At 57.0% G+C, this 12877-nt stretch carries 11 protein-coding genes and 1 pseudogene; 7 read left to right on the top strand and 5 right to left on the bottom strand.

The genetic code is table 11. The features are described from left to right. Positions 1 to 97: 97 nt before the first annotated feature. A complete protein-coding gene (locus tag GN234_RS03645) occupies positions 98 to 751 on the bottom strand; it encodes a hypothetical protein (protein WP_025569559.1) in 654 nt (217 codons plus the stop codon). A gap of 150 nt (positions 752 to 901) precedes the next feature. Then, positions 902 to 2764 carry an NAD(P)-binding domain-containing protein gene (locus tag GN234_RS29965; RefSeq protein ID WP_233459528.1) on the bottom strand — a complete coding sequence of 621 codons (1863 nt, stop codon included), beginning with the start codon at positions 2762 to 2764 and terminating at the stop codon, positions 902 to 904. A gap of 118 nt (positions 2765 to 2882) precedes the next feature. Here GN234_RS29965 and GN234_RS03630 point away from each other — a divergent pair, with 118 nt between their 5' ends. Next, positions 2883 to 3743 (top strand): LysR family transcriptional regulator, encoded by an 861-nt coding sequence (locus GN234_RS03630; protein WP_025569826.1) that lies wholly within the window; start codon positions 2883 to 2885, stop codon positions 3741 to 3743. A gap of 1 nt (position 3744) precedes the next feature. On the opposite strand, the gene GN234_RS03625 is transcribed toward GN234_RS03630, so the two are convergent. Next, positions 3745 to 5202 (bottom strand): MFS transporter, encoded by a 1458-nt coding sequence (locus tag GN234_RS03625; protein ID WP_176687901.1) that lies wholly within the window; start codon positions 5200 to 5202, stop codon positions 3745 to 3747. Positions 5203 to 5325: 123 nt separating this feature from the next. On the opposite strand from GN234_RS03625, the gene GN234_RS03620 reads away from it, so the two are divergent. Further along, entirely contained in the window at positions 5326 to 6183 is an 858-nt protein-coding gene (locus tag GN234_RS03620) for an SDR family oxidoreductase (protein ID WP_233459527.1), read from the top strand. A 79-nt stretch (positions 6184 to 6262) separates the two neighbouring features. Continuing rightward, positions 6263 to 6769 carry a nuclear transport factor 2 family protein gene (locus GN234_RS03615; protein ID WP_109755451.1) on the top strand — a complete coding sequence of 169 codons (507 nt, stop codon included), beginning with the start codon at positions 6263 to 6265 and terminating at the stop codon, positions 6767 to 6769. 58 nt (positions 6770 to 6827) lie between these two features. On the opposite strand, the gene GN234_RS03610 is transcribed toward GN234_RS03615, so the two are convergent. After that, on the bottom strand, positions 6828 to 8222 hold the full coding sequence (locus tag GN234_RS03610) for a heavy metal sensor histidine kinase (RefSeq protein ID WP_176687900.1): 1395 nt from the start codon (positions 8220 to 8222) through the stop codon (positions 6828 to 6830). Continuing rightward, positions 8195 to 8890 carry a heavy metal response regulator transcription factor gene (locus GN234_RS03605; protein ID WP_109755453.1) on the bottom strand — a complete coding sequence of 232 codons (696 nt, stop codon included), beginning with the start codon at positions 8888 to 8890 and terminating at the stop codon, positions 8195 to 8197. Before GN234_RS03605 ends, GN234_RS03610 begins: the two co-directional genes overlap by 28 nt. A 215-nt stretch (positions 8891 to 9105) precedes the next feature. Here GN234_RS03605 and GN234_RS03600 point away from each other — a divergent pair. The 4 genes and pseudogenes from GN234_RS03600 (at position 9106) to GN234_RS03585 (ending at position 12706) form a co-directional block, all read left to right on the top strand. Continuing rightward, positions 9106 to 9718: pseudogene (locus GN234_RS03600) on the top strand (hypothetical protein). A gap of 134 nt (positions 9719 to 9852) precedes the next feature. Continuing rightward, a complete protein-coding gene (locus GN234_RS03595) occupies positions 9853 to 10413 on the top strand; it encodes a cytochrome b/b6 domain-containing protein (RefSeq protein WP_411828801.1) in 561 nt (186 codons plus the stop codon). Further along, positions 10406 to 11176, top strand: a complete 771-nt coding sequence (locus GN234_RS03590) for a molybdopterin-dependent oxidoreductase (protein ID WP_176687898.1) — start codon at positions 10406 to 10408, stop codon at positions 11174 to 11176. Before GN234_RS03595 ends, GN234_RS03590 begins: the two co-directional genes overlap by 8 nt. Before the next feature lie 1137 nt (positions 11177 to 12313). Then, positions 12314 to 12706, top strand: a complete 393-nt coding sequence (locus GN234_RS03585; protein ID WP_116834222.1) for a RidA family protein — start codon at positions 12314 to 12316, stop codon at positions 12704 to 12706. Positions 12707 to 12877: the final 171 nt, after the last annotated feature.

Below are 12877 nucleotides of genomic sequence, written 5' to 3'. Positions count from 1 at the left end.
AGAGTTTTTAATACGGGCGAGAGCCGTTACAGGCTATCTGGATCCCCGAAGAGGGCATTTTGACTTGGCTCTAGGCCGGTTTTTTCAGGTCGATAACTCAGTCAATCATTATTGTTTCGGGAAATATTTCTGCATAAAGCCGAGCGACGGTAGGTGTGAGGTTTTGCACTGAAGGAATCAGAAAGTTTGAGTGGGGTGCGAGTCGTTTTGCGTAGATGACCTCGTATACCCTACGCACGATTCCGGGCTCTGTTTCCTCTTGGTCGAAGCCAGGCATTATTCCTACGGCTTTGTAACCTGCATGCTCCAAAGCTTGCTGCATATACGGAGCGCTGGTTGTCGCCATGCCATAGATCAAGCCCGCTCCCATGAACCTTCCCATTTTTTCTCCGAGGTCTTGGGCAGCGACGGCCAGTTTGGTTTGTCTATGATATTTGGCTACCGCGCCCACTCGCCCGAAGATGACATCGGCGCCGTCAATTTTTTCCCACGTTGCTATAGCGACGATCTCATGGTTCTGGCGAACCACGATAGCGAATATTCCCCGCTCCAAATCGTCTTCGAGCACCACGTTGTCTTCATAAAATTGCTGGTTCAGAAAAAGGCTCCCTAACCCCACCGTAATGGAGGGAAACCACGTCTGGAAAAAAATTATTGCTACATCGATCTCCTTGCGTTTCAGGTAATCCCATGTGTAGCCAGAGGGTAAAACAGTGAAACTGCGAATTTGATCGATCGTTGGCCATTTCATGCGGTTTTGCTCGTCTTGGTTGTCTAATTGCCTTGCAGGAATCGGTCGAAGGAAGGGGCTTATTCAGTCGCTTCTCTTATCGAGCTGTCTGCGATCTATCAGCGATTCCCGGGCGTCTAGTTGGGGGGACGGAGAGCCTGACCAGGCGCTCTACGCGGGATCGGGCATGCTCAACGATTTTTCCAGCCACTGCGCGACTACCTTGAAAGCCGAATCTGAATTGCGTTCATAGATCAATCCGTGGCCGTTGCCGTGGATGCCCAGTGCCGGTAGATCCAGGTGTTGAATGTTGGCACCCGCATTTCGCAGGAAAGGGACGATGCTGGATGCGTAAGAAGCAAACGCTGATGTCTCACCTGTCAACAGCGCTACCGGAACACCCTGCAATCCGGGGATTTTCAGGGTTGATGGTTCTGCTGTGCGGACTTGCTCCGGCGTTTTGCGAGGTGGATCAAAGGTCAGAGGGGCGGCGGTCAGGCCCCAGTCGAGGCTGCCTATACCCGGCGTGTGGCCAAATACCGGCCCCATAGGTTCCACCGCCACAATACCTGCGACCAGGTCGGGTCGACGATCGGCGACCAACCAGCCACTGGGCCCGGAAGCGGAATGTGTAACGATGATGGCCTTGCCGATTCTGTCGAGCAGTTCGGCCAGTCGATCCGCGTCCAGGGTCTGCGAGGCCGCAAGGTCAGCCGGCATGGGGCCGTAAGCTGCTATGAAGGCGTCAAACGCCGCTTCGTCATCTGGCTCAAACGGCCATTGCGTTTCTCCACCTCCCTCTGGAAAGTAGACTTCGCGGGCGCGCTCATAGGAGAACGCTGGCCCCACCGGTCCCATGATGTCGGGGTGATACGGCGATCGCCCGTGGCCGGGCCTGTCGACGCGAAAGACTACGAAGCCTGCTTCGACGAACCGCTGGGCCCAGCCCGGACGACCATCGGGTGTATCCAGCCATTCAGTGCCTTGCAGCGTGCCACCGTGCACCAGCACCACGGGATAGGGCTGAGTGATGTGCTCAGGGGATTCCCAGGCTACGTACATCGGCCCCTTTTGGTAGCTTTTACCGTTATGGGTAACGCGGGCTCCGGTCACCCAGAAGTTGCCACGGCGCGAGCGTTTTATCGGTGCGGTTCGCCAGGGTTGCTGGGCGTGATCGGTTGATCGGATAACTGTCTGCGTAGCGAAAACCGACCAGTCCTTGAGCCCGTATCCCCGGGTTACTGCCGACGTCATTTTCGATCGCGCGGCATCGGCTGCAGGCAATTCCAGGCTCTTGAGACGTGCCGCATCAATAGCCAGATTTATATCCTTGAGGCCAAGAGACAGTTTGAAACCCGGTTCAAAACGTCCGTTCACGATGTTCTGCCCATAGCGCTGATAAGTAGAGCAGGCGAACAGTGTCTGGGTCATGAGGGCGACGAAAATCGAGGGGCTCAGACCATGGCGTTGAACGAGTTCGGTTGCTTCGCCCAGCGACTGGATGGCTTGAGTGATCATCATGTTGCCGGCGATCTTCGCGATACACGCCTGTTCAGGTTGATCGCCCAGGTACCAGGTCTTTTTCCCGAGCAGGTCAAACAGCGGTTGGACCGTCGAGATCGCTCCCTGCGATCCGGCCGCCAGGATATTCAACTCGCCATTTGCCGCCACGGCAGGCACGCCGAAAACTGGCGCCGCGATCAATTCAATGCCGATTGCATCATGCACGCCCTGCAACTCCACCATGAGCGAAGGCGACAAGGTCGACATCACGATATGAACGCAAGCCCTGTCTGCTTTTTCCAGAGCTGCGCTGGATAGCAACACCTCCCTGACGGCGGCATCATCGGCAAGCATGTTGATGACGACCTCCTGCTGAAATGCCGAGGACGGGGATTCGAGAACGCTTACTCCTTCCAGATCCATAACCGCAGCGTGACTACGGTTCCACGCCGATACGTGATGGCCGGCCCGGATGAGCAACGGAATGATCGCTCTGGCCATGCTTCCCACACCGATAAAGCCAATCTTCATTTGCAGTCCCCGGTTGGTGTTTCGACGAAGGTGTATGCGCAGAAGTATGTCGGGCCCGGGATTGCTACGGCAGTGCCATTGCTGCACTCTCACTGTTCATTTTTGTACGGGGTAAAGCATGGACTGGAGTGATGTGCGGGTCTTTCTCGCGATTGCCCGCAGCGGGTCGTTGGGCGCTGCCGCCAAGCAGTTGGGTGTTAGCCATCCGACCGTGGGGCGGCGCTTGCAGGTGCTTGAACAGTCCAGTGGCCAGCCCATTTTTCTTCGTACCACCCAAGGTCTTGTACTGACCGACAGCGGAGAAAAGCTGCTCAGCCTGGCGCAGGAAATGGAGCAAAGTGCGTTGGCAATCGAAAGGCGCCTTGCGGGGGACAGCGCACAGCCAGAAGGTGTGTTGCGCATTTCTTCCGCTGACTGGTTCGCCTGTTACGTGCTGGCCCCGGTCCTGAACGAACTGGGGCGACGTTATCCGCTGATCGTGCCCGAGGTCATCGCGGGGCATCGATTGTTTGACCTTGCTCGTCGCGACGCCGACATCGCGTTTCGGATCGTGCCTTTCACCGAACCCGATATCGTTCACCGCAAGCTGACTACCCTGAGCTATGGGTTATACGCAGCCGTCGGATCTCCTGACCCCGCGCCACAGGGCGACGGGGTTGGTTTGATTACCATGAGTGTTGCCCAGTCTCATTATCCCGATGTGCAGTGGCTGCAGCAGCGTTACCCTCTGGCCCGTACTGTGTTCACCAGTAGCAGCCGCACAGTCCAGGCGCAAATGTGCGCGCAAGGGCAGGGTGTCGCCGTATTGCCCCGCGTCCTGGGCGACCAGTTAACGGCGCTGCGGCTGATTGATCCGCATGAACCGCCACCGGGTCGCGACATATGGATGGGTTATCACCAGGACATGCGGCGGATGGACAGCCTTCGCGCCCTTGCCGACCTTGCCTCGAGCATGATCGGCTCGCAGGAAGGCAGTTGACTCACTCTGCCGGGCGCATGGCTGCCGTTTGCAATTGCGCAGCAGGTTGGCGTGCCAGGGTAAGGCTGAGTCCCGCGCCCAAGGCCAGGCATGCCGCGATGCAGAATATGGAAACGGTGAAGGCGTGGGTGATGGCCGCCGCGTCTGTATCCGTGCCCAGAAGGGTGTAGAAAATGCCGCCTATTATCGCCACGCTCAGTGACGTGCTGATTTGCAGGGTGGAACTGGCAATGCCCGCAATCATGCCGGAATATGCGGGCGCCACGCGTCCTGTGATCATGCGCATCAATGTCGGAAGGGCCAGTCCTTGTCCGAAACCGATCAGAAAGAGGATGACGGCGAGGGGCAGCGCAGGGGGCGTGACGGCCATCGGTGTGTGCGCCACGAGCCAGGCCAGGAGCACGAATCCCAACACTTCAAGTCCCATCCCGACCGGATTGACGTATGCCCCCAGAAAACGCCTGAATTGAGGGGTGGAGAGTGGTCCCAGCAAAAATCCCGCGCCGAAAGGAAGGAAGACGAGGCCTGCATTGAGTGGGCTCGTATGCAGCGCTCCCTGTAAATAAATGGAAAACAGCAAGAAAAACACGCCGATCGCGTAAAAGGTCAGGGCGACGAGCAGTGCCCGGCCCAGCCCAGGCGTGCGCAGTGCGGCAGGATTGAGCAACGGTGCGCCTTGCGCTTGGTGCAAACGGGCTTCGTAGTGCCAGAACAGCCAGGCCAGCAGCGGCACCGCCGCAAGCGACAGCCAGGCCCACAAAGGCCAGCCCGCCTCACGCCCTTCGATCAATGGAACGATCAGAGCCCCAAGCGTCACCATGGACAGTACCGTTCCGCCCAGATCCAGCTTGCTTGTATGTTGTGCGCGGGTTTCCCTGACCACGGGAATTGCGATCAGGATGACCAGCAACGCAATCGGCAAATTAACCAGAAATATCGCCCGCCACCCCAAGCCCATCAGGTTGAGCGATATCAATATCCCGCCAAGTGCCTGGCCGACTACCGACGCCAGTCCAAAGACCGCGCCATAGAGACTCAGCGCCAAGGGCTTTTCGGACTCGGGAAATATAGCCTGCGCCGAAGCGAGTGCCTGGGGCGCCATGACGGCTGCCGTCACGCCTTGCAGCGAACGTCCGGCGATCAACACCCAAGGTGATTCGGCGACGCCGCAGATCAGTGAGGCAACTGCGAAACCAACCAGGCCAAGGAAAAACATTCTCATGCGACCGTAGATGTCACCAAGCCGTCCGCCGGTAATCAGTGTCACGGCATAAAGCGTCGCATACGAGGAGATGATCAACTGTTCGGCGGATGAGGCCGTGCCCAGCGATTGCTGAATCGAGGGCAGCGCCACGTTCACGATGAAAAAATCCAGAGGCGGTAAAAACGCACCGACCAATAAGATGGCGAACATCAACCAGCGCCGCGGTTCTGGTGGGGCGACTTTTTTCTGAGGCATAGGGTCTCCTGTCTGAAACCATTCGGTTCCAGAATATTCTCGATTGCGGGTCATGCTCTGAATCAGCTGGCTCCAATCTAAACGATCAAACCTTCGCTTACGCCTCACATAATTGAACGGCCAATGTTCATTTATGGCAGTGCCGCCCAGCTCCTGACTCCTCTCAAAATGGCCGCACTGTGGTTTCAGTCGATCCACACAACCGAGACTGAGGAGTCAGATATGTCAGGTAAATTCGCTAATCAGGTTGCGGTCGTCACCGGCGCATCCACCGGGATCGGGTTTGCGATTGCGCAGGGCTTGATTGCCGAGGGGGCCAGACGTGTTTACATCACTGGGCGTTCTGCAGCCACGCTGGAAGCGGCGGTGGCCAAGCTGGGCGATAGAGCGATCGCGGTCACTTCCGATGTCGCGCGCCAGGCTGATCTGGATAAGCTCAAGGCGACGATCGAGGCCCGCAACGATCAGTTGGACTCAGTGTTTGCCAACGCGGGTATTTGCGAAAAAAATCCGCTGGGCGAGACCACCGAGGCGGCTTACTTCAACATGTTCGACATTAACGTGAAGGGCGTCTTTTTTACTGTGCAGACGTTGATGCCTTTGTTGAAAAATGGCGCTTCGATCGTGCTGACGGCTTCTATCTGCTCCAGCAATGGGATGGAAGGACTGAGCCTCTACAACGCATCCAAGGCTGCGGTGCGGTCTTTCGCAAGAACTTGGGCCAACGAACTGAAAGGTCGCAAGATTCGAGCGAATGTCCTGAGCCCAGGCTTCACCCGCACCCCTCTGATGGATAACGGCTTGAAGATGAGCGAAAGCGACATTGCCGCGCTGCGCCAGCATGTCGAGCAGATCACTCCGCTGGGGTATATGGCCCAACCTGAAGAAATCGCCTCGTCGGCACTGTTCCTTGCATCCGCCGATGCGAAATATGTCAACGGTGTGGAACTGATGGTCGACGGCGGCCTGTCGCAGATCTGAACACTCGCTCAACCGTAGCGCAGCCCTCTCAGAGGGTTGCTTTCAGCGCTTTTGCGAAGCCTCAGCAGGAAACCTCATCATGAACATTGAAGAACTGACCACCCGACTGGACGCCCTGGAAAGTCGCGCCGCCATCGAGTCGCTGATCAGCGCCTACGCCAATGCCTTCGACCGCGTCGACGCGTCGCTCCTGAGCGCAATCTGGCACGAAGAATCGACACTGGATCTACCGGGTTTCGGCAAGGCCGGAAACCGTGACGAAATCCTGGTTATGGCGCAAAACAGCTGGCGCCAGATGCCACATATGCACCACTGGATGGCCAATCCGCTGATCCAAATCGAGGGTGACAGCGCGGTAGGTACGGTAGCTGCGGATTGCCTGTTCCATGACATTGAAAAAGGCCCGGTGCAAGTCAGCGGGTTGTACCACGACAGGTTTGAACGTCGGGACGGAAAATGGGCGTTCTTGTCACGTCGTTTTGAACTGCATTTCCTGACACCGTTGAAAGATTGGGTACCCATATCGGGTGATGAAAAGTACGCAGTGGAGCAACATCAGAGCCGGAGCACGCTTTCAAAGGGATAACGTGCTTGCATGATGTTCAGTGAAGGCGCGAACGACAAACGCTGCCCGCTGATGTCGTTCAAGCTGCAGGGAATGACAGCGAAAAACGGATAGTTCCGGGTTTCGGCTGTTCGACACGCACGTGCCCCCCATGCAGTTGCATGATTGCCACGACGATGGCGAGGCCAAGGCCGTAAGAGTCGGAGTTTTGGTGGCGAGACGCATCGCCACGGTAAAAGCGGTCGAAGAGTTTGCCCAAGGTTTCGTCACTCAGCACAGGCCCTTGGTTCTCCACCTCAATCCGGGCACCGCCGTGGTTTTCCATTACCCGCATCAGAATCTCGGTGCCTTCGTAGGCGTAGCGAATTGCGTTTGCTACCAGGTTGCTCAAGGCTCTGCGCAGCAGCAAGGGGTCGGCGAGCACGTTGCCATCGCCTGTTATCTGGAAGCTCATTTGCCGCTCTTCGGCCAAGCCTTCAAAATATTCGGCAATGCGCTGTGATTCGTCATGCAGCGATAGCTTTTGGCGCTCCACCACTGCTTGCGCTTCATCGGCGCGCGCAAGGAACAGAATGCTTTCGACGATGCGCGAGATCCGTTCGAGCTCTTCAAGGTTCGAAGCGATCAGTGCCTGATAGTCATCCTCGCTGCGGCGTTGGCGAAGGGCGACCTGGCAATGCCCCATCAGCGATCCCACCGGCGTGCGGATTTCATGGGCAAGGTCGGCGGAAAACTGCGTCAACCGCTGATAACCCTGGGCAAGGCGATCGAGCATCGCGTTATAGGCGTCACTCAGCTGTTGCAGTTCAACCGGCGTATCGGCGCTGTCCATGCGGCTGTGCAGACGCTCGGGCGTTATGGCTGCCGCATGGGCGGCCATTTTGCGCAACGGGCGCAGCCCTCGACGCAGTACCAGGTAACCCAGCAACGCGGTTGCCAGAAAGGCCAGGGCAACGGCCAGGTAGATACGCTCGCGATACGCCGCGAGCATAGCCATTTCCTTGCCCATGAGGTGCGCGGCGGTCAGTCGGACTTCACGTCCACCCGACGTCGTGACGACGGTCGCGGCGCGCAGCATTGTCCCCGAGTCAGTCACGCCGCTGCGCAGGTCACTGACGCTCAGCTTTGTATCCTGGCCGATCACCGGCAGTTCAGGCAGCGTGACGTTGAGTGGGTTGACCTGGATTACCGGTGGCTGCCCCGGCTCTTCAATGATGAAGATGTCGTCTTCGCTGTCGAGCATGTTCTTGAAAATCTGCGGGCTGTCGCGCAGCTTTTCGATGGCGAGCTCGTAATGCAGCAGCTTGCGAAAGTGCTCCAGACGGCCCATGACCGCATGATCGCTGTATACCAATACCGAGGCTTTCATCGTCTGATACAGATAAGCACCCGCACCGGCCACGGCCAGCATCGCTACCATGGAAAACGCCACGGTCGATCGCAGGGTCAGAGAGGGTTGGCGTCGGGACCGCATGGCCTCACCTCGCAGACATAGCCGATACCACGAATGGTATGGATCAGTTTGATCGAATACGGCTGGTCGACTTTGTTGCGCAGACGCTTGACCGCTACGTCCACCACGTTGGTATCGCTGTCGAAATTCATGTCCCAGACTTCCGAAGCGATCTGTGTCCTGGACAGCACATCGCCTGCCCGACGCAGAAACAGATGCAGCAGGGCGAATTCCTTGTTGGTCAGCACAATCACCTGCTGTTGGCGTGTAACGCGGCGCCGCACCAGATCCAGCTCCAGGTCGGCGAGGTGGAAATGGTCGGCTTCGCGCACTACACCGCGACGCAAAATGGTGCGGATGCGTAACAGCAGTTCGGTAAACGAAAAAGGTTTGACCAGGTAATCATCGGCGCCCAGTTCCAGACCGCGAATGCGGTCATGCAACTGGTCGCGAGCGGTGAGGAACAGCACGGGGACGTCTTGTCTGGCGCGCAAGAGCTCAATGATCTGAAACCCGTCAATCCCGGGCAACATGACGTCCAGCACGATCAGGTCGTAGCGCGTATGCAAGGCCATGTGCAGGCCGTCGGCACCATGCTGGGTCCAGTCGACGTTGTAACCGGACTCGCCGAGCCCCTTTTTGAGGTACTCACCTGTTTTGGTGTCATCTTCGATCAGCAGGATATGCATCGTGAGGCGCGCTCGGGTCTCTTCATGACGGGATTCAGCCCGCGACATCGGTATCTCGGCTGTGCAGTGTAACGAGATGAGCCGGCGCAGTCGGTTACATTTCTGTCATTCAAGGGCAGGGTTGGCGAATGACAAAAATGTCATTCGGCGGTCATCGTGACGTCCCGGTCTGCGGTCGAGGATGGCGGCACATCAACCCATGAGGAATCGTCGCCATGCAACTCAAACACGCCCTGTCTACCACATTCGGTTTGTTGATGCTCAGTGCTGCCGTCATTGCCACCGCGGCCGACATGCCGGTCATCAAACCGTTGCGCGGTACGGTGGAGAGCGTCAGCAACAACACGCTGACATTCACTGTCCGCTCCGGCGCCCAGCAGACGATCGGACTGACAGACAAGACCGGTATCAACCGGGTATCGAAGGCCAATATCGACTCGATCAAATCCGACAGCTTCATTGGCTCGGCGGCCATCCCGCAGGCCAACGGAACATTGAAGGCGCTGGAGGTCACGGTATTCGACGCCAGCCTCAAGGGCAGCGGCGAAGGTCATTACGGCTGGCAGAATGCGGATGGCAGCACAGGCACCATGACCAACGGTACCGTGGGGGAAACTGTCCAAAGCTGACGGCCGCACATTGACCGTCAACTACAAGGGCGGCGAGAAACAAATCGTCGTACCGGATGATGTGCCAATCGCCTACGTCGAGCCAGGCAAAGCCGATGAACTGGTCAAAGGTACGAAAATTGTCGTGTTCCCGGCCGCAGATGGAACCACCGCGCGCGGCATCGCGGTTGGCAAGGATGGCTTCCAACCACCGATGTAATTACCTGAAAAGGCAGGGGCGCTGTCGTCTGGCAACGCTCCGCTACATGGATGGCTTCCAAGGGGAAACACGTGAGACAGAAAAAGCTTCATCCCTGGCCGGTTCGCCTTACCCACTGGCTCAACGCCGTTTGCATGGTCTGCATGTTCATGAGCGGTTGGGCCATTTACAACGCCTCGCCGCTGTTCGGCTTCAGGTTTCCGGCAGCGGTGACCGTGGGCGGTTGGTTGGGCGGGGCGCTGGCCTGGCATTTCGCATTCATGTGGCTGCTGCTGATCAACGGCTCAATTTATCTGCTGTACGGGTTCGCCAGTCGGCATTTCAAACGTGAGTTGCTGCCCATCGGGCTAGCCGCGTTGAAGCATGATTTGACGGACGCTTTGCGCTTACGGCTGGTGCATGAAAAGGGCGTCTATAACGCGGTGCAGCGTCTGATGTACTGGATGGTGCTGGCGGCAGGCGCACTCGTCGTGATCTCGGGCGTGGCGATCTGGAAACCCATTCAACTGCAAGAGTTGGTCGCGCTGCTGGGCGGCTATGACGTTGCTCGTTATGTACATTTCGGGGCGATGGCGATGATTGCTTCATTCGTCGTGATTCATCTGGCCTTGGTGATTTTGGTACCGAAAACCCTGCTGCCAATGATTACGGGTGGAGTGCGGTCTCTTGATACCGGGAAAAATGGCCATGACTGAACCCAGAAAAAAAACTCTTCAGCGCGTCAGGCTTGAACCTGCGCAACAGCTTGAACTTGAGAACATTCAGCGCCGCCATTTTCTTCGTGCCGGCTTGACCGTGGGCGCGATGTCGATGCTGACCGGTTGCAACCTGCAGGACGGCGATCAGGTCGACAAGGTCCTTTGGGCCATGTCGCGCTGGAACGATCGGGTCCAGGCCTGGCTGTTCAGCGGACGGAAACTGGCGCCAACCTTCACAAGGGCGCAGATCACCACGCCATTTCCGTTCAACGCATTCTATGGTCAGGACGACATCCCAGAGGTGGACTTGGCAAGTTACTCGCTCGCCGTCTCCGGCCAGGTCAGGGACAAGGCCTCCTGGACACTCGAAAGCTTACGCAAACTGCCGCAACGTAGCGATATCACCCGTTTGATCTGTGTTGAAGGCTGGAGCGCCATCGGGCAATGGGGAGGAGTACCGCTCAAAACCTTCCTGGAACACATCGGGGCCGACACCACAGCGAAGTTTGTCGGTTTCAAATGTGCTGATCGTTATTACTCCAGTCTGGACATGCCAACTGCCTTGCACCCACAAACACTGCTGGCGCTGGATTACGCTGACGTCGCGTTGCCGCCCGAATACGGCTACCCGCTCAGGGTTCGAGTACCCACCAAGTTAGGCTTCAAAAACCCCAAGCATGTTGTCGAGATTTTCGTGAGCAACGACAACCCGGGTGGGTATTGGGAAGACCAGGGATACAACTGGTTCAGTGGGATCTGATGAGGCAAAAAACCTAAACAATAGACATTCGATGCAGAAACCGCTCCTGACGCTTACGGCCGAATCAGTTTTCTCTTGGATGCGCGTTAACTCCCCATCTCACCCGCGCTACTAGCCACTCTTGCCCCCATGGGGCAGGCAGGTCGAGGTAGCGCCATTCCGTCCTGGTAGTGCATAGCAACGCCAGGAGCATCGGAGTGAGTGATGACATCAGCTCTGGTATGAGGTGCTCTTATGACCGGTATTTCTGCGGTACCGCCAGCTCCAACCGTGTTGCCTACTTCAGAAAGCAAAATGCGAGTTCCTACCGATGGAGCCGATTTCCGCTCCCACTTGCAGGCTCAGTCCAGGTCACATGTGCAGCAGCCGGATACAACAAGCGCACAGGTGTTATCTGACTCGACCATGAACGTGTCACGCCGACCGGAGATGGAGGCAATGCTTCAAATGTTGGCATGGCGCAAGCGTACGCAGAGCGCTCCGAGCAAACCAGGTCGCACAGTGCCAGGTACGCGAGCCGGTGGCCTGGATACTACGGGCTTCAACTTCCCCGTTCGAGGCGTTTTGGCTACCAGTGGAGTTATCCAACAGAGCTGCCTAAATGAGGAGGGTAGGCCGCTCTACTTGAAGGCTTTTGATGACCGGGCCGTGTGTACTTCTGGTGGCGAAGAAAGCGAACTCTCCTCTGACGTTATCTGCGGAGGGGGGCTGAATGCATTCGCAATTGCAGTGGCTCTGTCCGCGATAACCCTCACCTGGATACCGATTGAGATTGTTCGAGCGCCACTACGATCGCCCAATATTCGGATTTTGCGCCGTCGCAAGCCCTCTTCAGCCGAGAGCCATCTTTTCGACCAGTCAGATTCAGAGGAAAGGGGGGAAACAGACGGCTCTCGATAGCTCTTTCGCCACAGACTAGGATTTCTACGGGGAATGCAGCTACGGCGATTTCGGTGGGCCTTTGATTATCCCTACCCATCGAAGGAAGCAGGAGGCTGGTTGAACTGTTCAGATTCCGCGTAAGCGTCCGCCTATTACCTGCCGGATTTGATTGATTAATGAGGAGTGACCCGAGTGGACTCCGCTCTGGCGCCTGGGTCAGCTTTCGTATCCGTTTATATTTTGGGCCCCACAACCATGACTGATCGTCAGATTATTGTTCCAGATAGCATGAGATTGCTCTACGAGCATGCTGGTTATGCACCAGCTGTAAAGGTAGGAAAAACTCTTTATTGCGCTGGTCAGGTAGGCCGGACGCCGGAATTATCAGTTATCGAAGACCCCGAGCAGCAGTTTTTGGCAGCATGGGACAATCTTCGGCTTGTCTTGAAAGCCGGTGGCTGCGAATTTGAAGATGTCGTCGAAATGACAACTTATCACGTCGATATGCACCGCCATATGCCCATTTTTAGACGCGTGAAAGATGAAGTCTTTCCCAGGGGCACTTGTGCATGGACATGCATAGGTGTCGGTGAACTGGCTCGCCCCGGCCTTCTGGTGGAGATCAAATGCGTCGCCGTAGAGCGATAATTTTCTGATGGGCAGCTGGATATACAAATCTTAGCGGGTGAGGTTTTGAGGAGGGGGCTGCTGGACCTCAGGCTGGGGGCATCCTTTTCAAATCATCCAGCATGCCCTCAGATGTGCCCCCAATGTAGCAATCCACTGGAAGTGAATGGCGCTCCATGGTTTGTGGAAAGG

Origin of the sequence: Pseudomonas bijieensis (assembly GCF_013347965.1) — a bacterium.
Classification (GTDB): Bacteria; Pseudomonadota; Gammaproteobacteria; order Pseudomonadales; family Pseudomonadaceae; genus Aquipseudomonas; species Aquipseudomonas bijieensis.
Note: the sequence above shows the minus strand (reverse complement) of the source record. Positions and strands in the feature narration are given on the sequence as shown.

Coding starts and splice junctions, on each gene's coding strand:
- GN234_RS03590 (WP_176687898.1), top strand. CDS start 10,406: ATGACTGAACCCAGAAAAAAAACTCTTCAGCGCGTCAGGCTTGAACCT.
- GN234_RS03645 (WP_025569559.1), bottom strand. CDS start 751: ATGAAATGGCCAACGATCGATCAAATTCGCAGTTTCACTGTTTTACCC.
- GN234_RS03610 (WP_176687900.1), bottom strand. CDS start 8,222: ATGCGGTCCCGACGCCAACCCTCTCTGACCCTGCGATCGACCGTGGCG.
- GN234_RS03585 (WP_116834222.1), top strand. CDS start 12,314: ATGACTGATCGTCAGATTATTGTTCCAGATAGCATGAGATTGCTCTAC.
- GN234_RS03605 (WP_109755453.1), bottom strand. CDS start 8,890: ATGCATATCCTGCTGATCGAAGATGACACCAAAACAGGTGAGTACCTC.
- GN234_RS03595 (WP_411828801.1), top strand. CDS start 9,853: ATGGTCTGCATGTTCATGAGCGGTTGGGCCATTTACAACGCCTCGCCG.
- GN234_RS29965 (WP_233459528.1), bottom strand. CDS start 2,764: ATGAAGATTGGCTTTATCGGTGTGGGAAGCATGGCCAGAGCGATCATT.
- GN234_RS03620 (WP_233459527.1), top strand. CDS start 5,326: ATGTTCATTTATGGCAGTGCCGCCCAGCTCCTGACTCCTCTCAAAATG.
- GN234_RS03625 (WP_176687901.1), bottom strand. CDS start 5,202: ATGCCTCAGAAAAAAGTCGCCCCACCAGAACCGCGGCGCTGGTTGATG.
- GN234_RS03615 (WP_109755451.1), top strand. CDS start 6,263: ATGAACATTGAAGAACTGACCACCCGACTGGACGCCCTGGAAAGTCGC.
- GN234_RS03630 (WP_025569826.1), top strand. CDS start 2,883: ATGGACTGGAGTGATGTGCGGGTCTTTCTCGCGATTGCCCGCAGCGGG.